The sequence below is a fragment of the Stenotrophomonas lactitubi genome (assembly GCF_002803515.1).
Lineage (GTDB): Bacteria > Pseudomonadota > Gammaproteobacteria > Xanthomonadales > Xanthomonadaceae > Stenotrophomonas > Stenotrophomonas lactitubi.
Map to the genome: position 1 here is coordinate 3,898,528 of NZ_PHQX01000001.1, position 23,464 is coordinate 3,921,991.

At 57.7% G+C, this 23,464-nt stretch carries 14 protein-coding genes and 1 pseudogene; 10 read left to right on the plus strand and 5 right to left on the minus strand.

The window, feature by feature from the left end; translation table 11 throughout:
- The first annotated feature begins 30 nt into the window (after nucleotides 1-30).
- Together CR156_RS18365 and CR156_RS18370 are read left to right on the plus strand one after the other, a co-directional pair.
- Nucleotides 31-387 carry a hypothetical protein gene (locus CR156_RS18365; protein WP_100553860.1) on the plus strand — a complete coding sequence of 119 codons (357 nt, stop codon included), beginning with the start codon at nucleotides 31-33 and terminating at the stop codon, nucleotides 385-387.
- 46 nt (nucleotides 388-433) lie between these two features.
- The gene (locus CR156_RS18370; protein ID WP_100553861.1) at nucleotides 434-904 is read left to right on the plus strand and encodes a cold-shock protein; all 471 of its coding nucleotides are present in this window, start codon (nucleotides 434-436) and stop codon (nucleotides 902-904) included.
- A 339-nt stretch (nucleotides 905-1,243) separates the two neighbouring features.
- On the opposite strand, the gene CR156_RS18375 is transcribed toward CR156_RS18370, so the two are convergent.
- Genes CR156_RS18375 through CR156_RS18385 form a run of 3 tightly spaced genes read right to left on the minus strand, consistent with a single transcriptional unit; the run spans nucleotide 1,244 to nucleotide 8,751 of the window.
- The gene (locus CR156_RS18375) at nucleotides 1,244-2,059 is read right to left on the minus strand and encodes a hypothetical protein (RefSeq protein WP_100553862.1); all 816 of its coding nucleotides are present in this window, start codon (nucleotides 2,057-2,059) and stop codon (nucleotides 1,244-1,246) included.
- Nucleotides 2,060-2,072: 13 nt separating this feature from the next.
- Nucleotides 2,073-6,089 carry an RHS repeat domain-containing protein gene (locus CR156_RS18380; protein ID WP_409349561.1) on the minus strand — a complete coding sequence of 1,339 codons (4,017 nt, stop codon included), beginning with the start codon at nucleotides 6,087-6,089 and terminating at the stop codon, nucleotides 2,073-2,075.
- A gap of 13 nt (nucleotides 6,090-6,102) precedes the next feature.
- Nucleotides 6,103-8,751, minus strand: a complete 2,649-nt coding sequence (locus tag CR156_RS18385) for an RHS repeat domain-containing protein (protein ID WP_100553864.1) — start codon at nucleotides 8,749-8,751, stop codon at nucleotides 6,103-6,105.
- 481 nt (nucleotides 8,752-9,232) lie between these two features.
- Here CR156_RS18385 and CR156_RS18390 point away from each other — a divergent pair.
- The 4 genes and pseudogenes from CR156_RS18390 to CR156_RS23010 form a co-directional block, all read left to right on the plus strand.
- Nucleotides 9,233-10,135: pseudogene (locus CR156_RS18390) on the plus strand (YifB family Mg chelatase-like AAA ATPase); the annotation flags it as partial.
- A gap of 90 nt (nucleotides 10,136-10,225) precedes the next feature.
- Complete coding sequence (locus CR156_RS18395) at nucleotides 10,226-12,451, plus strand: hypothetical protein (RefSeq protein WP_133120109.1); 2,226 nt, start codon at nucleotides 10,226-10,228, stop codon at nucleotides 12,449-12,451.
- 18 nt (nucleotides 12,452-12,469) lie between these two features.
- Nucleotides 12,470-14,545, plus strand: coding sequence for a hypothetical protein (locus tag CR156_RS22785; protein WP_133120110.1), 2,076 nt, complete (start codon nucleotides 12,470-12,472; stop codon nucleotides 14,543-14,545).
- 1,082 nt (nucleotides 14,546-15,627) lie between these two features.
- Entirely contained in the window at nucleotides 15,628-16,350 is a 723-nt protein-coding gene (locus CR156_RS23010) for a tyrosine-type recombinase/integrase (RefSeq protein WP_165781009.1), read from the plus strand.
- 43 nt (nucleotides 16,351-16,393) lie between these two features.
- Here the strand turns inward: CR156_RS23010 and CR156_RS18410 are convergent, their stop codons facing one another.
- Nucleotides 16,394-16,618, minus strand: coding sequence for a helix-turn-helix transcriptional regulator (locus CR156_RS18410; RefSeq protein ID WP_100553868.1), 225 nt, complete (start codon nucleotides 16,616-16,618; stop codon nucleotides 16,394-16,396).
- A gap of 153 nt (nucleotides 16,619-16,771) precedes the next feature.
- Here CR156_RS18410 and CR156_RS18415 point away from each other — a divergent pair, with 153 nt between their 5' ends.
- The gene (locus CR156_RS18415) at nucleotides 16,772-17,092 is read left to right on the plus strand and encodes a hypothetical protein (protein ID WP_133120112.1); all 321 of its coding nucleotides are present in this window, start codon (nucleotides 16,772-16,774) and stop codon (nucleotides 17,090-17,092) included.
- Nucleotides 17,093-17,846: 754 nt separating this feature from the next.
- A complete protein-coding gene (locus tag CR156_RS18420) occupies nucleotides 17,847-18,128 on the plus strand; it encodes a hypothetical protein (RefSeq protein WP_100553870.1) in 282 nt (93 codons plus the stop codon).
- Nucleotides 18,129-18,437: 309 nt separating this feature from the next.
- On the opposite strand, the gene CR156_RS18425 is transcribed toward CR156_RS18420, so the two are convergent.
- Nucleotides 18,438-19,745, minus strand: coding sequence for a hypothetical protein (locus CR156_RS18425; protein WP_207764211.1), 1,308 nt, complete (start codon nucleotides 19,743-19,745; stop codon nucleotides 18,438-18,440).
- A 1,434-nt stretch (nucleotides 19,746-21,179) separates the two neighbouring features.
- Between CR156_RS18425 and CR156_RS18430 the strand changes: the two genes are divergently transcribed.
- A complete protein-coding gene (locus tag CR156_RS18430) occupies nucleotides 21,180-22,871 on the plus strand; it encodes a phosphoethanolamine transferase (protein ID WP_243381911.1) in 1,692 nt (563 codons plus the stop codon).
- A 60-nt stretch (nucleotides 22,872-22,931) separates the two neighbouring features.
- A complete protein-coding gene (locus CR156_RS18435; protein WP_100553872.1) occupies nucleotides 22,932-23,303 on the plus strand; it encodes a diacylglycerol kinase in 372 nt (123 codons plus the stop codon).
- Nucleotides 23,304-23,464 lie beyond the last annotated feature (161 nt).

Genomic DNA, 23,464 nt, shown 5'->3' on the forward strand with positions numbered 1-23,464 from the left:
CGGCTTCTGCCTGCTTGCACGGAGCCTGCCATGACCACGCCGCACTCCCCTCCCCCGCGCCCCATCCAGGAGGCGCCCTCGCCCTCCCCTGCGCTGGACCCCAACAGCCTCATCGCCATCCTGCGCAGCATCGGCGCAGGCGCTGCAGCCGACGGCCAGCCCTGGCCCGAACGCCATCACCTGCGCAGCCGGCAGATGCAGTTGTCCGACGCCGACTGCGCCCTGACGGGCCAGCGCATCGTGCAGGAGATCCTGCTGGCGGCCGAGCGCACGCGTCAGAACGGTGAGCCCGACCAGTACGTGGGCGACCGGGTGATGGAGGGGCTGGTGATGGCCGATATCGCACTTACCGCCTTCATCCACGAACGGGTGCGCCCACAGGACTGAGGGCGCGCTGGTGGGCGTGACGTTCTGTTTGCGTGCGGGGTGATGAATGAAGAAACGCGGATTTGCCGCGGCGGCGGTGTGCATCGTGATGATCGGCGCGATATGGGCGGGCTGGCCCGAGCCAGCGGGCGATCAGGTGTGGGCGTACCAGAAGCTGCAGCCAGCCGACTACCGGCTGCTGCACAGTGATGCACTCGGCTTCGTTACCGCCAAAGCGGATGAGGGCTTTCAACTGCACACACGCTATGCCGGGGTGACGTCCTTCGAGATCCGATGCAAGGGCGTTCTGGTGATGGACGTGGAGAACGCCCCCTCACGCGTGCTGATCCGGATGCCTGCCGATGCACTGTGGCGGGCGCCGGATATCGAGCGCCTGCGTCTCAGTTTCGAGCGATGGTTGGACTATCACCAGAGCCAGGGCGGGTTGCTGGTGGAGAGTGGAGGAACATCGTGGATCGAAGCGCTGTTTGGGCGCTTCAATGAGTCCGTGCCTGATGAGCAGCGTTGCGTGTTTTGAGCCCCACGACGCCGCTGGCCGGATTCCCCTTTGCCATTCCACCCGCCATACGAGGTCGCCAACAATCATCGAGCCAACTACGGTCGGTCTTGGAACTCACTCGCGACGTTGATGGAGCAGATCCAGCTGTGCCTGAATTGACAGCGGCCACTCGCGGTAATGCTCCATCGTGGCACCAGCCAGCAGGCAAGAAACACCCGCCAATCAACGAGCTTTCGGGCGGGTGTCAGGACGCGTGAGAGACAGGCTGGCCAAACGACGGCGGGTCTGTCCACAGCGCTGCTCCGCTTGATACGGTCGAATTCCGCTGCTCAATCTTGGGGGACGTCGGCCCGAAGCCTATTCTGGCGCAGCACAAGGCCATAGCTTAGCTCCCCTTAGCTTGGCCGCCTGAATCGCCGCGACGACATCCCGCCTGATGAGAATGGCATTGGAGGACTGGTGGCCTGCCCCAAAGAACTGCTCGCTTCGGAAGATGGGAAGATCTGGAGCCCCAACTGGCGCCGGGAGGAATCCTCGCTCTGGGCCCATGTAGCGAACGCGCCCGCATTTCGGACAACGAACCCCCAAGTCCTCCTCAATCTGCAACACCACGCTCGTGTCAGCGCGTAGCTGCACGATGTGATCAAGAACATTCCCCTTTGTATCCTCAACCGGCCACGTCTCAATGCAGAGTGGAGCAAGGTGCGCTTGCCATACCTCCCTATGCATGAAAATCGCATCTTCAACCCAGAACAGTTTGAGGAATGCGTTACGCCCCCACTTCAATGACTTCCGCACACGAAAAGGCGCAATTTGGACAGCCCAAGCTCCGCACTCATCACAGTATTTCGAAGTGTCATAACTCTGCGCCAGGAAGCCAAAATCATCCTCTGGCTGAGGATACCCATTTGCATGAGTAACCAGCAGTTCGCAATAATCCGCAGCGGCAATCTCAGCGGCAGAAAAATCCGTCGTTACAAGGGAAGATCCGCCCCATTCCCTGATCAGCGAAGAAACACCAGCCCATTCTGGAGCCCCTTCCGCCGAGTGGACGACACCAATGATGCACTCCCCATTGAAGTCAGATGGCGGATCGACAGCGACGCCGATCTGCTCGAGCTCCAGCGCACGTTTGGCTGTCCAGCGAAAGGTGAAGCGGTATTTTACCTTCATGGATTAATGAACCTCAAAGACCCAGTTCCTTAAGGAACGCAGGATAATTCGCATAAATTTCGCGGGCCTTGTTCATAACCTGATCAGCACTCAACTGCCTGTAGTTGCTTCCATATGGGAAAGCTCTCCGCCACGCATTCGTAAACGGTTGATGCTCCGCTTCCGTAACCGCGACGGAGAGCATCTGAGATTGCTTCTGCCCCACCACTCCGGCAAGCCTCTTCTCAATGAGATGATGGCTCTTCAGCCCTGTCCCAGCCACCGCCCTGCGCAGCGCATTATAGGGCATGACTCCGAACTCAGCTGCTCGTGAAAGATTCCCAAAGCCCTTCGCCGCATTGGCTTCGCGCGCCACCACAATGACGGTGGCAAGCTTGACGCCCCCCGCAACCGTTGTCCCGGACGGAGAGTTCATCAACGGAACGACGATCGCTTCCGATACCGCGTCGAAATCGGTCAAGCTCCCCTGTCCGGTGAAGAAATTTCGTTCCGCGAAGTATTCCGCGAAGGCATCCAGTCCTGTCGCCTTGACCGTCTCCGCAGGTGCGGGAGCACTAGGGTCGTACTTGGGAATGCCTCCGGCCGTGTACTGCGTGGTGCTGAGACTGTCTCCTGCAAACCCAGTGCCATTGCACATGTGGGACCCAGTCGCCTGATCGCACGCGCCCGTGGGATCAGAGAATCGGAATGGGTTGTTGCTGGCGTACCGATACCGATTGAAGTTTGGCCCCCCGGAGGTGCTGGATGCCAACGGGTCGGTAGAAATGAACCTCGCCAGCTGCGGGTCATAGTAGCGCCGCCCCATGTAGACGAGTCCCGTGTCTACGTCTGCAAGGTGACCCGAGTAGCCTGGAATCTTCGCAGCAGGTGCTGCGTCTGCCTCACCATACGGCGACCAGAAGTGACGGGTTAGAACCGCACCATTGGTGCCACTGGTGGCCGCCAAGGTGTTGAGCGCGTCGTGATGAAGGTAAGTGAGCGTCGCGCCAGCTGAAGAGCTGGTGCGAATCGCCAGCAGTTGCTTGCCCAGGTAGATGTAGTCGGACGTTTCCCCACCCTGGGTGGATTCGATCAGCTCCCCGCCTACCAAGTACTGCCAAGTGCGATCTGGGATGTCTGATGCGTCTACGAGACCCCCGGACGCCCCTCGGTCCTCGGCAGGTTGGATCGGCCTTCCGTCTAGAGGAAGCTTGATCGGTTCCTCCAGTCCCAGGATGTGTGATGTGCTGCCTGAACTGCCCGAAGCAGATGCGCGCAGCCCTGCTCCGTCGTAGAAGTACTTCTGCACATTCCCAGCGGCGCGGAGCTGACCGCCCACGTCGTAGGTGAAAGCCTGGCCGTTACGGATCGCCAGATTGCCGGCCGCGTCATAGGAGAAGCCAGAGACGCCATTGCCACCGGGGTCCCGCAGCAACTCCAGGCGATTGCGGGCGTCGTAGTGGAACGTCCGCTCCCGCTTTCCCGGTAACCGCATCGAGACGATGTTGTCCAGCGTGTCGTAGCCGAACGTGTACTGCCCATTGCCACCATAGGCTGGAGCACTGGCTTGAATCAGTCGGTCGAGGCGGTCGTAGCCCAGGCTGATCGTCCCGGAGTCGCCGCGCAGGCCATCGCGAATCTGGGTGATGTTTCCTGCTGCGTCATAGCTGTAGTTCAGATCGACCGCACCGCCGTCGACGATGCGGCTGGTCAACTGTCGCGCGTTCTCGGTTACGCCACGTACGATGCCATTGCCGTAGGTCAGCGCGATGGCTTGACCACTGGGAGAGTAAGCGATGTTGCTGGCGAGCACGGCGCCAGTGCCATCTTGTAGCCGAATGGTCTGACCCAGTGCGTTCAAAGACTGCCGCACGGAGTAACCATCGGGATAGTCCGTACGGATATGCTGCCCCAGTGGATCGTAGCCAAATGCCAAGGAACGGGCGGTTGCGTTGCCCACCACACGGCTCTGACTGGCCACCGATCCGAGTGAGTTGTAGGTGCGGGTGGTTACCACCGTCACCCGATCCTGATTGAAGACGCGTTCGGTCTTCAGCTGACCTGTAGGCGTGTACTCAAGTTGCTGATCACCTAATCCATCGGGGTAGACCACAGCCCGTAGACGATTGCTTGTGTCGTAGTCGCGTGAAACACGGCGAGCCGCAACTTGGGGCGCGTCGCGGTTGCATTCGGTCAGGCTGGGTAAATTCAGCCCGATCGCGCTCCAGGCAAGATTCCCGGCTGCATCGTAGCCAAACACGGTTGCCCCGGTTTCAGGTTCGAGGACCTTGCACAGCCGGAGGTTGTCGTCGTAGACGTATCGCCGGGCCACCGTTGGGGCTGGATTGTCTGGATTGGCCGGCACGGTAGGAGCGGCCTTGGCTGTGGCAACCGCAGTGGCAATCGCATCGCCAGCAACCGAGAGCGTAAACCGGCTCGTTCCGGCGCCGATTGGCACAACAACGGAACCGCTGGCTCCACTGCCTACCGCCGAGCCGCCATCACGCCTTAGCTCTGCGCGTGAATCCGTGGCCGACCAGGCCAAGGTGATGTTGCAGGTCTGGGCATCCGATGCAATCTGGCACATGGCTGGAGACGCGGACACCGTGCCAGTGGGGGCTGCAGGAACCACAAAGGCGCCCGAGCCGCCAATGGTGTTGTTGGGTTGTCCAACGGGGGAAATTCCATGGACATAGATCGATTGCCCGGCGCGCTGGCGGCGCTGCTCGTTGCTCATTGGAAGCGAGAAGCGATGATTGCCTCCAGCCTTGCAGGACGTAGCCACGGCCGGCTCACTCGCCAAGTCGGCCTTGCCGGTCAGGAAGATCGCCCCCCCACCACCGGCGGCTCCACCGGTGTAGACATGAAGGTCAATCGACGAAACAATGCCCGTGGAGCACGCCCAGCCTCGGATCTGACCATCGCCGGTGACGCCATCGATGTTGCCAATGACCTTTGACGGTGGTCCGGTGACCGTGACCTGGACATTGTCGCTTTCCCGGCCGAACCATTCTTTGCCTTCTTCCAGCAGCCTCCATTGGAAGCTGTAGACACCGGGCAATGGTGGAGCAACCACATCGAACTCAAAGAACGCGGGTAGCTGTGGAATCACATCATTTGGGACTGGAACGCGGTGCCTGCCCCAACGAAGATTGTCGTTGGGATTCCATGAGCCCAAGGCATAGCCCGCCGAGGCCGACCAGGTGGTGTTGCCCGTATTGACGAATTTGAGCTTGACACGATAGGTCCGTCCAGCCTCCATGCTGGTCGGAACGTCCTGCTCATACATGACCCCACGATTGAGTCTTCCGGTCGTCTCAAAGGTTTGCTCGCCACTGGTACCTCCGAAGCGGACACCGTTGCGATTCATTTGCCACTGGAGCGTGGTCGGCCCATTCTCACTGGCTGCAGCGCCACTGAAGGTAAATGTTGCCGTCCCGCCCGGAGCGACATCATGGGGAACGGCGACGTCGGCGATACTCAGCCTGACGGCACTGGAGACATAGCGCTCGGCTTGCCCGAGACGGTAGCCATCCCCTGATCGCCACGTCGTGTTCCCTGTGTTCCGGAACGTGACGGTGCCGCTGAACGGTGTTCCTCTATCAGCCGAGTTCGGCCAGCTCGCGGAAACATACTCCGCCCCGTCAAATGGGGCGGGTGGCGCGGCTACCGTGATCGTGATGACAGGCGACGTCAGGTCCCGCGTGAACTCATCGCCATTGACATTGCGTATGGCGAACGCCTTGAAAACATACTGGTAGCTTCCAGGCGAGATGCCATTTTCGGTGTATGTCCCATTCGGAAGCCGCGAGATCACCTGGCCATTGCGCGTGAGTTGTATGTCCGACAGGTACTCGGCCTTGGGACCGGTGCCTCTGACGCCACTCTTGAGCTGCAACTGATAGGTCGCAGGCGCCGTATAGGAGGTCTGAGCCGGCCCGGTGAGCTCAATCCAAGCCTGGGCCTGGGCCACCTGGCAAAGGAAGATGAGGACTAGCCCCAGCAGAGCCGCTGCGGCCATGCGCAGTTTTTCAGCGTTCACGCTTGCCATCCTTGACATGTCTTTAGTTGGCGGACTGGGCTACTTCGGTGGTAAGGCCAAAAGCATTTCGTTTGATGCTGACTCTGCTGCCATCGGCGCGAATGATCTGCGCAGGCTTCTCGTAGTCCGGGCCATCAAAGGCATCGAACCGGGTGATGGTCTGATGGCCGAGGGGGTCAATCAAGGTGGTCGTGGCATTGCTGCTGTAAGCGAAAGTCGTGATCAGCAGGCCCTGCTCGCTATCTTGGGACGAGGAGGTTTTCCTCCCGAGCGCGTCGTACTCGGTCCAGGTGCCGGTTGCTACACCGCTTTCCCTCGATGGATAGGAAGCAAAAGTCTGTCGGCCTTGGCTATCGTAGGAGTTCCTGACCCAGCGCTGGCTTCCCGCCACATCATTTGCATCGTATTCACGAACCAGCAGTGGTTGCCAAAGGGCGTCGAGGTAAGTTTCTTGGCGGCGTGCCCCCTGAGCGTTGTCGACCCGCCAATGCCCGGGTGAAAGACCATATTCATCCACGGTCATCGGCCTGAACGAAATGGTTGTCTTGGCCCACTGGTTCTCATCGACCGGCGGTTGGACTTCCCGCACGCGACCCATCGCATCGTGAAGATAGGAGGTAGTTCTTTGTAACGCGTCCGTGGTGGAAGTGATCCACCCGTTCCCATCGGCCGAGATGCGGTTGGTGGTGCCATCGGGATTGATGACCAATCGCGGCACGCCGCGATACCAGTCCTGGATCTTCGTTTCGTTCCCCTTTCCATCACGCACGGTGCTGATCGTGCCATCTGAGGCATACGAAACACTCTGCAGCAAAGCCCCAGCCCGATAGACAGCGTTGGGCTTGGCCATGGCGTCATAGGTGTACTGCGTGGTGGTCTTCCCGGACGCCGCCTCCTTGACGCTCAATACCTGATCCAGGACCCAAGGGCTCGCCGTATCCAGATGCTCTCGTAACTCGGCCTTGGTCCCGGAAGGGCCGGTATAGGCCACACGTGCTGGGCGGGCATTGCGGTTGAAGTCGCTGTAGACCACGCGATAGGTATCACCATCCTGGGAGAACTGGCTCTCGCTCAGCGCGCTGAGCGTACCTGCCAGGAACTGGCCCGCCTGGATCCCGATCGATCGACCTACGCGTACAGGAAAGGGCCCCGTCTCGGAACCAAACGTATAGGTGTAGAGCTCGTCGCGCTGTACTTGGCCCGCTGCGTCCAGAGTCTGCTTTTGCAGAAGCTTTCGCTCATTGAGGCCTGGGTTAGCGCCATAGCGCTCGCGAATCTGTGTTCCATCCGGCTTGGTTAGGCTGGACCAGCGACCGCTTCCCGGCAACTGCAGGTTGTAGCTTCGCGTGCTGACCATAGGGGCTAGGCCAGGCCCCGTGATAGTGCGCCGTTTCAGTGACCAAGCTTGGTAGAACGGCGGGAGGAGGCCGTTACAGGGATCGGAGCGGATGAACAATTCCATTTCAAAGTCGAATACGCCTCGGGCACCCGAGGGAGAGGCCACGGTCATCTGCGTGGGAGGGGGCTCACTACCGGCCCGAATCTCGCACCCGCCCTCATCGTCGGCTTTACGGATAGGGAAACTGGACTGGAGGCGTCCGCGATGGCTGTAGGCCCACGCTGAGCCATCCGGAAGCGTGACCTGGGACAAGCCGCCGTCATTTCCGTCTGTGTCTCCCACATAGGCATACCGCCACACACGCCCATTGGCCGTTACCGTGGTCACCCGACCGTCTGCATCGTAGCTCAGGTCGATGCGGCGATTATCACTGGACTCGATTCTGGTCAGTTTATCCCCGTTGTAGCTGTAGGACACCCAATTCCCATAGCGATCCTCCACACGCGACGCCAGCAGATAGACCCGCTTGCGTCCCACCGAACGATTGGCGGCGCCGTCGCTGAACTGAGCAGTCGCGTAGGGCCTTTCCACACCCCAGTCGAAGAAGTACTTCTTTCCATCGGGTGTATGCCCAACGAACGCCTCGCCCGGATAACCGTTGCGCGTTGCCGCCAGGCAGGTGAACCGCGCCCTGGAGGCTGTCATCCATTTGGGTGCCTCCAAGCCCGGTGCGGAGGCGTAGGACGGATCGTCAGCTATCAGAAGCTCATCGCCATTGCCGCCACTCCACTTCACGTCGATACCGAAACCGATGTTGGTGTAGCCCCAGGTCTCTAGGAGAAACGGGGCAGTGTTGACCGAGCAACGCTGCGTAGTCTGCGCGCCTCGATCGCCCGTAATCCATCCAGCGCCTTTGGTCCACACGCCCGACATGTGAGGAACAACGATTTCCCAATCATCGAAGAGCGTCAGCCCTTTGGCCTCGCTATAGCGTGATCCTCGGTTGACCGCCTCAACCCCAAATCGCCGAGCGATGCTGACCGGAAGGTCGAAATTACCAGGTATGGACACGTCCTCAACAAGGAACTCAGTGCTACCGTCGAAGCCGGAGGTTCGATCCCCGAACACCTCATCTGCGGATATGGCGGCGAGCGACTGCGCGCTTTTTACCCTCTTCTCATACTCTTGAGAGTTGAAGAGTCCATCTTGGGCCGAGACGTGGAACCCGGCTCCCAGCGTAAGTGCTAAGCCCGCGATGAGCGAGCAAAGCCGTGGGTTGCGATAAGTAGTGCGGGGAGTCTTTCCCTCCCGCCTGTCCTTGGCAGAAATCATGTCCGCTACATCCTTAGGTGAAGGGTAACAAACGACTCAGCTTCCGTTCATACGAATGATTAATTCATCTTACACATCCTTGTCAATACCCGATCTTCACATTCAGACCCAGGCCGACGCGAGAACGGCTTTGTGCACTGATTGTTCAGCCGTTGACTCTGCATCTCTGAGGGACTTCCTTCAATTCAATTAGCAGTTGCCCTGTTGGGTAGCCAGCATGATCGATGCAGTCTGGCGAGCGCCGGATATCGAACGCGTGCGCATCAGCTTCGAGCGTTGGATGAACTCTCAGCGGAAACTGGGACGGTTGCTCCAGGAAGACGCAGAGCCATTGTTGGTCAAGGCGTGCTCTGGGTGCTTTGGCGAGCGTGCACCAGGCGAACACCGTCCAGAATCCCCCTAGCCGCTTCACCAGCAATCCCCGATAGCTCCCCGCAGATCGCCGCCTCACCATCAAGCGTCCCTCCGCAGGAAGCCACACATGAGCCTGGCGCTGGTCCACAGCCGTGCCCGCGCCGGGGTCGACGCCCCGCTGGTGCGCATCGAAGTACATCTCTCTGGTGGCCTACCCGTCACCCAGATTGTCGGCCTGGCCGAGACCAGCGTGCGTGAATCACGCGAGCGTGTACGCGCTGCCCTGCTCTGCGCGCGCTTCGATTTCCCGCAGCGGCGCATCACCCTCAACCTCGCCCCCGCCGATCTTCCCAAGGAAGGCGGACGCTACGATCTGGCGATTGCCTTGGGCATCCTCGCTGCCAGTGGCCAGGTCGATCCGCAGTCGCTGCTGCAGTACGAGTTCATCGGCGAGCTGGGCCTGACCGGCGAGCTGCGCCCGGTGTCAGGCGCGCTGCCCGCCGCCATTGCCGCCGCCGAAGCGGGGCGCATCCTGATCGTGCCCCCGGGCAATGCCGCTGAAGCCGCGCTGGCCCAGCACGCCGATGTGCGCGTGGCGCGCACCCTGCTGGAATGCTGTGCGGGGCTGAGCAACCCGCGCCTGCTGCCACAGGTGGAACGCGTGGACACCACACCGCTGCCACTGCCGGATCTGGCCGACGTGCGCGGGCAGGCGCTCGCGCGCCGGGCGTTGGAAGTGGCGGCGGCCGGTGGCCATCATCTATTGCTGATCGGCAGCCCCGGCTGCGGCAAGACACTGCTGGCCTCGCGCCTGCCCAGCCTGCTGCCGGATTCTGAAGAGATCGATGCGCTGCAGTTGGCGGCCATTACCTCGGTCAGCGGCCAAGGGCTGGACCCGAAGCGTTGGCGGCAGCGGCCGTTTCGCGCGCCACACCACAGCGCGAGCGCGGCGGCGTTGGTGGGTGGCGGCAATCCGCCCTGCCCTGGCGAGATCTCGCTGGCGCACCATGGCGTGCTGTTCCTGGATGAACCCCATCTTTAGCATTTGCCCACATTCGTCAAACAGGACTAATGTGTGAAAAACCAGCACTCTGACCGAGCAAATGCGACCGGGAGGATCATGACACTTGTCACATCACCGAGCTGTTTCAAAGCGTACAAGAGCCCTGCAATCTGCGACCAACTACGGGCGACTCTTCAGGCAAGCAAGTCTGCCGACATAATTCTCTGCCTTCTGAGCGCGTATCTCGAACTCACCGAGCAGAACCTACTTGTGTGCGAGCGCGCCAGCAAAGGATGGAGACTGGCGGCCAAAGGTTTCTATGGCGCGCTGTACTCAGAAAAGTTCTACAAGCTGGGAATATCTACACGATACAACTACGCGCTAGCCTTCAAACAAGCGATTCTTGCCAATGACCCAGGATTCGAACCACCTCCGTTCAGCCTCGCCATAGAGGCACACCCCCATATCCACGCCGTGGTCAATTCATTTGAGAGCTGCGAGCTAAACGAGGAACGGAGGAGATTCTGGAGAGGCTGGACGATTAGAAATAGAAAAGGAAAGCCTTCTAATTTGCCACTGTATGACATCCATACAAAATACGGGGAAGCCTTCTGCGACGGACTCTACGAAGCGCTAGCTCAGTGGTACTCCCAGACGCTGATGGACGGGCCCGTCGGCGTCAACTTCCTGACAGCTCACTTGGCCGGTCAACCTGATTCCGTAAATCCCGACAGCTTTCAAAATTCTGCCTGGATGACGCAATTCACTCGCGAGCTCTTCGTGGCCTTCTTTAAGCAGTCGCACGAAAAGTCGACATCCATGCAGGTAATCAAACGTCAGTGGGCTGAGCTATGTAGAACGCTTGAGAGACACATCCTTGGCGTGATCTGGTCTCCACCCGATGCTCCCATTCCACGCCCGCCCACTCCTCGCGTCCACGAGAGAATGCGGCGCATAAAGAAGTCAAAGGATGGTACAGACTACAAGTCGAAACTCTTGACCGACATCCCGCTACACCTAGAGGACAGAGCAGCAAAGGAGGCAATCTTAGAGAGGTTCCAACGCGACCTTCAAGCAGTTGAGTCATGGGCCACGGCCCAACGCTCGCGCATCATGTCCGGGTACGACCTTCTGAACTTCCTCACCCTTGAGATGAGGCATAGCGCAAGACCTAGAGAGCTGAACTCTCTCCCGAAGAACGCCACCATAGAAGAAGAAGTAGTCGCCACTGCCCATAGATTTGAGGCACGAGCGATGGCACATGTTACGTTCCCGGCAAGGAGGATTCCCTACCAAAGGATGGCCGGCAAGGTCCTTGGAATCGTTACATCTGCCGACCTACTGGCCTACTCAACTCTCTTGATAATTAACCACCCGTCCATCACGCCTGCATTTCTTGAAGAATTGGTAGTCGTTGGAACGAGCGAAGACCCACAGGGAACAATCGACATTGATGGCTGTTCCTATCTGATAGGGGTAAAGCGTAGGAAGGGGCCAGACCTGGCTGAGCAGCGAGTACTCCTCAATTCAACGACTAAAAAGCTGGTCGATGAAATTGTAAGGCTTACCAGGATCCAACGAAGCATCCTGAAAAATGAAGGAGACGAGAACTGGCGTCGACTATTTCTCCATTCTGCGACACCACGGCACCCGATCAGGACGTTCGATGCAGTCAAGCATGCAAACACCTTGACTGACCAGCTGGCTGCTGAACTCCGCCACCACTGCAATTCGGATGAACATGCTCGCGAGTTGGCTGAGCGCTTCTCACTGTCCAGCCTCCGTTCAAGTGCTGGCACGCTCGTGTACCTTGAGTCTGGCAGCCCACAAGCGATGTCGCGGGCACTCGGTCATGATACTTACTGCCCTCGACTGCTCGATCACTACCTTCCACGCGTGATGAGGGAGTTCTTCGAAGAGCGCTGGATTCGAAACGTGCAAACCTCAATCATCTGTCAAGCTCTTGTAGGATCGGAGCTGCAGCTCCCGGCATCCGGATTCACCTCCATAAAGGAGCTTGACGAGTTCATGCACCACTATGCCCTTGAGTACCCGAACGACAGCCAACCCTCAACCGAGGGTACAGTCGCTGCCGTTGATTCATCCAACGAGAGCCGAAAGATCCTGTTCAACATCGACCAGCAAGTCATGACGGTACTGGTGAGCTTGCAGCTCGCGGTCGATCAGTCGCCCGGCTCGTTTGGCAGCAGGGCTCATTGGTGGGCTGAGATTTCTAGAAAGATCAGACCTGACTTGGAAGAGCGCCCCGACCTGGCACCGGTCCTCGCCCGAGCTGCTGCTTTGGCTGACCCCAGCATCGTGATGGGCCTTGCACTTGCGTGATAGGAGTGCCACAGCGACATGAGTGAAAACCAGCTCCACCCAGACCTACTGTTCCTTGAAGCGTACATTTCGACGAAGGGACATAGGTACAGAAGCCCCCGATTCCTCGCGCCCTGTACATACCCCTCGGAGGTGTGGTCCTTCAATTGCTCATATCCTTTCGTAATCGACTGGAGGGTTAGAGTCGGAGACTCAAGCGCACTGCTAACTTCCCCGGAGCACGAGGAGCTCTGGCATGTCTTTCGATCGTGGCTCTCCGTGCAGGGACATCCAGATACGTCGAGAACTGTTTTATCGAAAGAATCGCTTTACAATCGCCTCCGTTACACGTTGTCACTTATTGACTACCTTCTTATCAACGCAAGCATACTGGGCATAGATAAGCATGGAATATCCGCAGTCACGAAGAACGATTTAGTTGCCCTACTTGAAGGCCTAGCGCGCGACCGTATCAGCACAGTCATCTACGGGTGGCCGGAGAGGCTCTCACAGCTGCTCCGAAGTTTTATCGCGGAAGATGAGCTTGCTGGCTTTGATCTAGATGCGACAGCACTCCCCCACAGCCCGGACATCCCCCCGGAAAGGCTGACCGACCTTGACGATGCTGACATCATCAAGGCGCGATGCGCACTCTGGAGGCGCGGCTATTACACGCACGCGCTGCGTAACATCAACCTAGACGCGTTCCGGCCTGACTCTCGCCGCCTTTGCTCGATGTTGCTGCCCAACGGAATAGTTAGCAACCCGAGCTTTCCAATCGCTCCTGAGCTCCTGATCCACTCAGGACAGAAGCGGATGAGGGAACACGCGGCTATTCCAGTTCGAGCAGGTGCGGAGAATATCGGCAGAGCCCAGTCTATAGAGGTGTTCAAGAGCATTGTTGAGTCACTGGCTCTACTTGCTCAAGATGGACTGCCCTCTGCAGATGTACCATCCCGCCATGCAATGACCTCTCATTCGATCATTCCAGGTAGGTTCAAGACTGTGCCGGCGACGACGGTGCTACTTGCGTTCAGAAGAGCCACTGAGTTTGTACTTCAGCACGGAAGTGATCTAGTCGATAGCTATCTAGCCGTCGCCGCTTCAGCAGTAAGTGCAGACGTGAGCATCTCAACCCTCTCTCGCACACATGGAATCTTGGACCTCATCACTCCAGGATGCCGGACGCTTGGAATCCGTCGCTGGTCGATTCTGGCGAGCGGTCCCAAGGAAACACAGTCAGACCTTCGAAGTTATCACCAAGACTTGCGAGCGAATGTCGGTTTGGTTGAGGCGCTACGGGTTCTATACGGCGCCTGCCTCGTCTTGGTTGGGTCGCTATCAGCCAGACGTGACGGCGAGCTCTGCGACCTCATTGCCGGGAAGTCCATCGATACATCGGGCGAGTGGCTGTACATTGAGAATCGAAAGTCGGGGCCAATTGGACTTCGCGCCACCCATCGAGTCCCACTCCCCTCACTTGCCTCTTCGTGCATCCGGTTGCTCGAACGACTTCAGAACGGCCTTATTTCTATAGGCATTCTTTCTTCACCGACCAAGCTGTTCGCCTACCCTAGGAGCCGAGGATTCGGGCTAGTAGCGTGCAAGACCTCGTTCACTGAGCCCGCCCTGGATGCTTTCTGTGACTGGGCCGAGCTACCGCTCAACGAGTTGGGACAACGAAACTACCTGAGACAGCATCAGCTGCGACGCTTCTTTGCGATGGCCTTTTTCTGGGGAAACGGCTTTGGTGGGCTGGATACACTCAGATCATTCCTCGGGCACATGGATGTTTCGCACGTCTATCACTATGTCAGCGAAGCTACCCCAGGCGCCGTCCTCACTGGAATAAAGGCACAGTACGTGAAGGACGCGCTCGGCTCAGGCGTGCGAGAGGACTTGGTTGGAGACGGTGTTAGGCGAATGCTTAGAGAGCGCTTCGGCACATCAGAATTTCATTTGATCAGCGGCGACGACCTTGAGAGCTACGTTCGGCACATGATTGACAACGGCGCCATTTCCGTTGAGCCCGTCTTTCTGGACCGCGAGGGGAAGTACAAGATCCTGGTTGAGATACATGCAGCGTCCACGGTGCACGGAGATCATCATGCCTAAGCGGTCAACTAAGGACGACATTTCTAGCCTCACGGCTTTGGTTGAACTGCTACGTGGAGTTGTGAGCGGCATCTGTGAACCTGATGACCGGCTGTGCAAGGCAGTTCGGTCGCAATCCTCTCTGGCTGCCTACTCACGCCCTGATGGCACTGTAGTCTCGATGAGCTTGAACCATCAGAAGCTCACCGCTAATGCTGTGCTTGGTGGCTTCTCCGTCCTGGATCGCCTACGAAGAGAGGCACTCTCAAGTCTTGAGTTAAAGCAGCGGGCTAGCGCGGCCCGCACTCGAACTACGCGCAAAGACGTAGAGAACTTGTTGGCTGCACTCAAGCGAGAGAACCAGATTCTTCGCGAGGATCTCTTTTTGATGCAGCGCGCATTTGACATACGTTGCTCTCAGGCGAGGCGATATGCCTTGGCGGCCGGCCAACCCACGATTTCCGTGTGCGCTAAGGAGCAACTTGAGCTGGACAGGGGCCTTTCGGTTCGTCGGATAGTCATTGAGCCAAGCAACGTGGTACAGCTTCGAGGTAAGCATGGAAAAAGATAGGAAGATGTACACGCTTAGCTCGACACTGGTACTTCCACACTTTGTTGACGCCAACGGGAAGCTCACCGTGCAAGCATCGGGAGACGTTCCAATTTTCCAGTGGCCTGATGGGTCATGGAATCATGAAGCGAATAGATTCATGAGGGAGCTGATGGAACGACGGCTCTCCAGGCTGAATCGCGGGGGATCGCTCGCGACCTTCGCCGCTCACATTTCGCATCTTCTCCGCTTTGTTTGGGAACGAGATCTCATGCTGTCGGAGATTACAGATTCTGAGTTCACAACATTCATGAACGCCCTCTCGCAGCCCCGGTCTGGGCGGAACTCAAATACAGTCAGGGAGATAGGGCGGACGTGTCTGCAGCTCATTAGATCTGTCGCAGCTCATGCTGGTGAAGTAGACGCAGTCTCCGAGACCGGCCGCATTAGAATTTACGTTACGAAGACGAGAGCTGGCCGACGAGAAGCGCGTAGTGGAGGCGGCTCGATTAACCACGCTGCCTTCCCACGGCGCGAGACTCGACATCGCCGTATGCCTACGACGAGGGCTGCCATTGATGCTCTGATCGCAGCTAGCGATAGCGTTTCCACTAGCGCCCATCAGAAGATGCGACGTTTGACAATGCTCCGCCTGATGGAGATCACTGGTGCCCGACGGGGTGAGCTGACCTCGCTAACAACCGAATCAGTGAAGTCTGCAATGGCGATGGAGAAGCCTATGCTAAGACTTATCACGCTGAAGACACGCTCAGACACGCCTCCTAGTCGCCTGATCCCGATCACCAGGCGAGACATCGAGTTCGTCAACACCTACATTGAGATCTATAGAGCCAGAATCGTTTCAAAGCACCTAAGAACCGGCGACCACGGCTACCTCCTGGTCAACGGAAGAAGCGGGCGGCCACTTCAGCCAGGAACGTTGACGCTCGAGATTTCCAAACTGGCCGCCGCGGCCAATCTGAAGACGAGGGTTTCGCCGCATCTCTTCAGACATCGTTTCATTACACGCCTGTTCGTCGCCCTGATTGAGCAGCATAAGATGGAGAACGAAGACCAGTTGCGGCAGGCCTTGTTAGAAGGCGAAACACTGCGGTTCAAGGTCTCTCAGTGGACAGGACACCGCAATCTGGCGTCGCTCGACCACTACATACACTTGGCTTTTGATGAATCCATTAGCAGTCGTGGCATCGACTTGGACGAGTGCATGACCAACGCAATTTCATCATCCGTCGGCACCACGAGGTCGCTTTCGTGATCAATGGGCCAAGCAACTTTTTTGACGACAGATGCTTGGAAACTCAGCGATCCAGGGCCGCAAAGATCTCAGAAACCCTTAGATCCAGGCCGCTGCATATCTTGCTAAGCGTGGCGACCGTGAGGTTCTTAGTTCCACGCTCGATGTGACCATAGTAGGCACGATGCATGCCGATTGCGTCAGCAAACGCTTCCTGGCTCAACCCCAAAGAGGCGCGGCGCACTCGCATAGCCCTCCCAAGACCTCGCAGTAGCTCATGGTCATCCATGGGCTACAAGCTATGGCGTTGATACTTTTAAGACTACACCTTTAAAGGTAGGCTACTTAAAAGTAGAGGTCAACTGCTATGTCTTTTTTTCTGGTCTGCCCAGAGCTCGACTTCACACTAGAGCTTCAACTTACGACAACCGCAGAAGAGCAAATGATCAAGCAGATCCTGCGTGTTCAGGACGAGGGCGACCTCACCAGATTCGAGTTGCGCCTAGCGACTGAACTGGGAAAAGTCCTCCCTGAAGCAGTCGACTGGGACATCAAGCCGCCCACGAGGGCGCAGCTTGCGCTAGCACAGTCGCTGGCCAGGCAGGCGGGCTGTCCAGTCTCTGACGTGGCGCGATCCTCTAGATTCGAGATGCATCAGTTCATCGCCACACTGTCAGAGCTTAGAAGACTCAACACACTGGGTGCGAAGAAGACAAGCACAAGTGTTAAGGCCTCAGGAAGGGGCAGGACCAACAGAGGATAGGCTCAGGAAGCCCTCTCATCTCCCAGGCAGTCGGAGGACAGTCGGTCGCCCTACCGAATCAATCATCGTTAGCTGCGTGGCAGGGCCACCTCGAGGAGCGCTTAGCCGTCACGCTTCGTCTCCTGCGCCGCTTTCGGCGCGGAGCGCGCGTCAATTCTCGCCTTCGATCCGAACGCACAAGGAAGAGAACCCAAACAATGAATGAGACGGGAAAGATCAATACCATCCCAGTAAAGATGCCCATCTGGGCCGACAGGCTCAATCCATCCATGCCGCTCTGCCCTCATAAGGATTAAATCGGCTGCCACGGTTGATCGGCCTGCAGGGTGGACTCGTAGCCGACAATGCTGAGTGCGATACCAGCGTATGCCGCGACCACTCGTTGGCAATGGTACTCGATGGACTTGCAGCCAAGTGCGGGCGCTATGGCTGCATTCAAGTAAAAGTTCTTCTACAGAGCTATCGGTCGAACGCATCCTGCGGTCGGCATGGCTGCATTCACCTATGGGCTCCGTGATCGGCCCTGCGCTCAACTGCTTCGGTCAGCGGACTTTTTCAGCAAGCCCGGGAACGCGAGGAGCGATCTAACTGCAGTGACTGTTCGCTCAATCTCAACGAAGTCCAGACGTATGCTGCGTCCTCCAAAGCGCATTTTGATGCGATCACCTCGAGTCCCGGCCAGTGCAAATGGGACAAGCACCCATTCATCCATTCGCCCAATTGTGCGTGTACCCGAGAAACAGGAGCCTTGCTGATGTCTACGATCAATGAGCCTTGGGATGTGACGATTGCCCTGCGAGATCTGTCCGTCGGTCTGGCAAAGCACGTGCACGCCGCGACCGTCCCAACACACCATGAGTTGAACGAGTGGCTGCACTACATCAACCGAGCGGCTCCAGTGTATTGGGCACTTGAAAGCGCCTGCGAAGACATTGTTGAGGATGGGGTTACGGAGTCCCGAATTGAGGCGCTAAAGCAAGCCCTGACCTATGCCCAAGGACAGGTCGAGTACTGGCATAGGAAAGATCGATGGTAGATCAGCTCAACCTTGTTTCGGGGTGCGCAATGTCGTCCTAGAGAGTGTGCTGTGCAGGCAATAGGAGTGCCGCGGCGCTTGGTTCTCGCTCAGGCTCTGCTTAGCAACGATACTTTCATGAAGGAATTATCGCCTGCCTGAAATCACGCGAAGCCTCAATTTTGGCGGCTACCCTGCTGCTTTCAGAGAAGGGCTGCTCTTGGCCGCAAGGCGTCATGCGACCCATGGCCGCCGTTCACGGTTACGTCCAACATTGCCCCGAATCTCATTGCTACTCAAAACCGGGTGCACGTCGGGTGGCAAGTCGTCCTACGATGCCGGCCCCTCTTCGTCAGCCTCCTCGTCGTCAACAACACCATCTGCCTCCCCGGCAACGAATCCGCACATCTCCATGAACATCCAGGCGCGCATCCAGTTGTTCACCTCGTCGACTTTCAGGGTGCTAGCGTCTTCGTCGCTTCCGCCCGCCTTGCGGATGTACAACGCTTGTAGGGAGGCCACGTACGCCTCGCGGAAGATGCCGGTCGGGCGAAAGCCAAAGTTGTGCGTGAAGACCACTTCTTGAAGCTCGTGAACCATACCCTCCCATAGAGGCACCTCGCGCTCGCATTCGGTCCCGTGCGCCAGGCAATCGTCAATCGCGCGCTTGGCGAGGCGCAGCAGCCGACCATCGAAGGCGTACCGCGGGCTCTCCATGAAAATCGAGCGATGCTGTTCGTCCATCTGCTCGAGCATCGGGACTGAGCGCTCGGGATCGGCCACCAGGAACGGGTTGACGGCACAGACAATCAGGCTATTGCGGTAGTACCGAGGGAGCTCTTTCCAGGGCTTGCGGACGAACACGAATCCGTGCAGCTGCTCGGCCTCCATTAACTGCGCGGCATACGTACTCAGGGCGCCCAACGCCTCGCGGGTGTATTCGTTGAGGTTTCCCTCATCCTCCTCACTGTCGTACCAGCCTTCTAGGTCGTGGAACGAGGCGACAACGCAGCCCATCGCCTGGTGCGATAACAGCCTATTTGCGAAGTAGCGGAAATCCTCATCTGTCGGGACATACAGCTCCAGCTTCAAGTTTTCAAGCGTCTGCTCCGAAAAGACTGGGCGGTAAGCGATGACGTCCCGATTGGAGATGAGCAGGTCATACAGGTACGCATGGCGAGTAATTTTCGCCCCCATGGGAGCCACCAAAACGTTGACGATGTCTGCCGGCCCCGAAAGCGCAAACATTTGGGCGATGTAGTTGCTATAGGCTAGTAACTCAGAGAACGCGTTCCGTTCGGATGAACTGCCGACCTTGAGCTCAAGTACGAAAATGCCGTCTTCGTGGTAGCCCAACAAGTCGAGCTGCATCGGCTTGGTACTGTCCGTGGGCAGGTCGACTTTGCTACCGACGAACGTTCCGTAGCGAACGCTATCGTGGATGCGATCGATGCGCTGCAAAGCGCGCTGCTTGATGATGCGCCACAGCTCGAAGCTGCCCTCCTCATCTTCCAATTCGGGCAGTAAGGCGCGGCCTTCCAAGGCTTGAGTCAGCTCGGTCGAGTCCATGACGACCGTTTCCATGCCCATCGCCAACAACTGCTCGTGTGCTTGTTCTTCAGAAAAGGGGATGGCCACTCAATCGCTCCCGTTGTGGTTCGCCGATGATGACATCATCGAATGCATCCATGGCACCGCCGAGCGCCTGACGACATCCGACGCTCGCTGGCGCAGCGACGGCTCAACACGGCATTCGATGTCTCCTTTTGGCCGAAAGCGGACGTTGCATCACGCTAGAGACTGCGAAGCGCCAGGAGCCATCACGGCCACTGTCTCATGGCCTACCGGAGGTTCCGCTGCACGCAGGCTTACGGAAACATGTTGGGCGCTTGCGCTCTACCGCGGTACGCCGGGAAGGGGCAGCCTCCATTTCAGGATCGTATCTTCGCCAATGATCGGCAGCATGGCTCGCATGGGACTCGGGCGGTGAAGCTGCAACGCTCGGTGCATAGGGTGTTCATGCCCTGCACGGTACTTCGATCGTGGCATGGGCCAGCTCTTCACAAATGCTCAGGACATCCATGAAGTACTCGACAGGAACCGGAGACTCCGTAACCAGCAAGAGAAAGCGGACTTACTGATTACGGTCCAAGCTCCCCAAAAGAAGGCCGAAAGAGTCCTAAGTTGCTTGGTTTGCACCGACAGGAATGTAGAAAATTTGTCGGATTCTACATTCGTCAGTGCCCACAAGCTCCGCAGTGGTGAACCAATTCATCAACTGACGGCGGATCAATGGTCATGCTCTGCATGAGTTGCGGTTTTTTGTCTGTGAATGGTGGACAATGGGAGCCTCCGGATTCATCCCTTTCCCCCCCTCGTTCGATCCTATCGAGCTTTCTTGCCGTCATGTTCCGAGCACGTGTCCCAGCCGTAACGTTCATTGTTGCATTGCTCTTGGCAGTGTTTCTGATCGTGCCTTCGGTAGAAGCTGCGATTTGTGGCGATGACATGGGGGAGCATTCGATGCAGGGAGGCAAGGTGCTTTCTGGAGAGGGCGAGCCGAAGTTCTCCACTCACGGGCATTGTCATCACGGCAGCAGTTGCGTGCTGCCGGTACTGATGAGTCCAAACTTGGTTGACGCCTCATCGGCATCCCTGGCGCGAGCACCAGTTGTAGGTGTTCTGTGCCAGCATCCTGAAGGCCTGATTCGTCCCCCACGGGCCTGACCAGGACGAGTCCGTTCGCGTCGCGAGCGCTAGAACTCGGCCACTACTACTTCTGATTTGTCGCGTCCCCTCGACGCAGGCGCGGCGTGCGCGCGGTTCAGAAAATCTGGCCGTCCACTCTTCTCTTCAGAAGCCACACATCCTGTGCCGTAGTGGCAATGAGCTCCAACGTCCAGATCTACTACCAACATGACCCCGAACTCTGGCTGGGACGCTCGATGCGTCCTGAGGCTGGGTGTGTTCGCTTGGAACTGCACGGCAGGAATCTTGTCGAGTCGCCTGCGTTCCAGGCGTCACCCTTCACCATGGTTCGTCGTTCCTCCGTAAATGCTACTGAGTGACCTCATGAACAAAATTTCAAGTCGATTTAACTGGCGCCTCTGGCGGCCAGGTGCACTCCTGGTGAGACGCCCTGAAATCGGTGTCACCTGGATCATCATTGCGGCAGCGATCTACTTTGCCGCGCTTTTCAACACTGCATTTGTGCGGTTTGTTGCCAGTGCCACAGGTAAGCAGGGCGTCGATCTGGCACACCTGCTCGGCGTGGCACTGATCCTTGTGACCGGTCTCCACATCATCCTGCTTGGTCTCGTCGGTTGGAGATGGACAATCAAGCCGGTTTTGCTTGTTTTGCTCCCTGCTTCTGCGGCAGCTGCCTACTACTCCGAAAACTATGGGGTCTTCTTCGACGCGAGCATGATCCGCAACATTCTAAAGACGGATACCGCTGAGGCAGGGGAACTAATGACCCTCGGCTTTATAGGAACAGTGCTGCTGAAGAGCCTTCCGGCCATGCTGCTTCTAGCTTGGATCCGTATTAAACGCGATGGAGGAGTGGCCGCTGTGGCCTTGAAGCGTGTCGCTCTCCTGGTGATGGCTCTGGCGATATCTGCAGGTGCAGCGCTCACGCAGTTCGATGATCTTTCCTCGCTGATGAGGAACAACAAGTCTGCTCGGTATCTGATCACTCCTGGCAACTTCATAATTTCCAGCATTCGAGCGTTTGAGGAAGATCGGCGCGTTCCACGAGGACCTCTGCAGAAGGTGGCCGAGGATGCAATGCTTGCGGACCATCCACCAGGGTCCAAGCCGCACTTTCTGGTTGTGGTCGTCGGCGAGACCGTTCGTGCGCAGAATTGGGGGCTTAATGGTTATGGCCGACAGACCACGCCTCAGCTTGCGAAGCGAAACGTCATCAATTTCGTAGACGTCACTGCATGTGGCTCCAATACCGAGGTCTCGGTTCCCTGTATGTTCTCGCCCTACGGTAGAGGCAACTATGACAGGGATCGTATCAAAGGGTCTGAGTCTCTTCTGCACGTCCTAGAACGCGCGAGTGTGAAGACCCTGTGGCGGGACAATCAGTCTGGATGCAAAGGTGTATGTGCAGATCTAGCATTCGAGTCCTATAGGGCTCCTCCCAAGGATCCACTCTGTTCGGACCAAGCCTGCAAGGATGAGATCATGCTCAATGGGTTGCACGATGCCATTGATGACAATCCTGGTGACGTTGTCGTCGTTCTCCATCAGCTGGGTAATCACGGACCCGCGTACTTCAAGCGCTATGGCGAAGAGTTTCGAACTTTCACTCCAGACTGTCGCAATGCCGATCTAGGAAAGTGCAGCAGGCAGGAGATCGTCAATGCCTATGACAACGCGATCGTCGCGACGGACGACTTCCTGGCAAAAACCATAGACATGCTTGCGGCTGACGACACTCACGATACCGCCATGATCTACGTGTCTGACCATGGGGAGTCACTGGGAGAGGGAAATCTCTATCTTCATGGTCTGCCTTACGCGATTGCACCTGCCACCCAGATAAAGGTGCCAATGGTTGTGTGGCTGTCAGAAGGTCTCCAGCGAGATCGAGGGATCGATCAAGCCTGCGTTGAAAGGGAGGCTGGAAAGCCCATCAGTCACGACAACCTGTTCCACTCGGTGCTTGGCTTGATGCAAGTGGCCACCAAGGACAGGAAGGATGAGCTGAATATTTTCGGGCGTTGCGAAGGCACGTTAGAAAATACCGGTAGTTGATCCATGCGCAGCTTGTCGACCTGGCGCGCCCTTTAATAAAATTTGGAAGAGGTAGAGGAAATGGCTGACAGTTATGGACATCGTCCCCGCGGTCCGCTTGGGGTCTTTAGGGCCTTCCGCTGGTCAATGCTCGGAGTCCGGGCGGCTTGGCTGCACGAGTCGTCGTTCCGTCTAGAGGTGGTGCTTGCAGTCGTTCTAGCTCCACTTTCTCTGTGGGTAGGAGACAATGCACTGGAGAGAGCTCTGCTCGTTGGATCGCTCCTAATTGTGCTGGGGGCCGAACTTCTGAACTCGTCGATCGAAGCCGTGATTGAACGGTATGGCTCCGAACATCACGAACTGGCGGGGAGAGCAAAAGACATGGGGTCTGCCGCAGTGCTCATGACGCTGGCCAACGCCGGGGTACTTTGGAGTGCCTTGGCGTTTACGTGAGACCATTGCAGTACGCGAATTGAGCAGCAGGGTGGGGGCTTCCCTGTGAAGGCTTAGCCCTCATTCATTTAAGCTGTCAATTGTTATTGTATCCAAGCTCAAGCCATTGATAGTCTAGCCAAATGCGACATCTCTCCCGGAAAATTGGGTTCCTCCTCATG

Excerpts from the sequence above, each read along its gene's own strand:
- CR156_RS18365 (WP_100553860.1), top strand. The coding sequence starts at position 31 with ATGACCACGCCGCACTCCCCTCCCCCGCGCCCCATCCAGGAGGCGCCC.
- CR156_RS18370 (WP_100553861.1), top strand. The coding sequence starts at position 434 with ATGAAGAAACGCGGATTTGCCGCGGCGGCGGTGTGCATCGTGATGATC.
- CR156_RS18375 (WP_100553862.1), bottom strand. The coding sequence starts at position 2,059 with ATGAAGGTAAAATACCGCTTCACCTTTCGCTGGACAGCCAAACGTGCG.
- CR156_RS18380 (WP_409349561.1), bottom strand. The coding sequence starts at position 6,089 with ATGGCAAGCGTGAACGCTGAAAAACTGCGCATGGCCGCAGCGGCTCTG.
- CR156_RS18385 (WP_100553864.1), bottom strand. The coding sequence starts at position 8,751 with ATGATTTCTGCCAAGGACAGGCGGGAGGGAAAGACTCCCCGCACTACT.
- CR156_RS18395 (WP_133120109.1), top strand. The coding sequence starts at position 10,226 with ATGACACTTGTCACATCACCGAGCTGTTTCAAAGCGTACAAGAGCCCT.
- CR156_RS22785 (WP_133120110.1), top strand. The coding sequence starts at position 12,470 with ATGAGTGAAAACCAGCTCCACCCAGACCTACTGTTCCTTGAAGCGTAC.
- CR156_RS23010 (WP_165781009.1), top strand. The coding sequence starts at position 15,628 with ATGCCTACGACGAGGGCTGCCATTGATGCTCTGATCGCAGCTAGCGAT.
- CR156_RS18410 (WP_100553868.1), bottom strand. The coding sequence starts at position 16,618 with ATGGATGACCATGAGCTACTGCGAGGTCTTGGGAGGGCTATGCGAGTG.
- CR156_RS18415 (WP_133120112.1), top strand. The coding sequence starts at position 16,772 with ATGATCAAGCAGATCCTGCGTGTTCAGGACGAGGGCGACCTCACCAGA.
- CR156_RS18420 (WP_100553870.1), top strand. The coding sequence starts at position 17,847 with ATGTCTACGATCAATGAGCCTTGGGATGTGACGATTGCCCTGCGAGAT.
- CR156_RS18430 (WP_243381911.1), top strand. The coding sequence starts at position 21,180 with ATGAACAAAATTTCAAGTCGATTTAACTGGCGCCTCTGGCGGCCAGGT.
- CR156_RS18435 (WP_100553872.1), top strand. The coding sequence starts at position 22,932 with ATGGCTGACAGTTATGGACATCGTCCCCGCGGTCCGCTTGGGGTCTTT.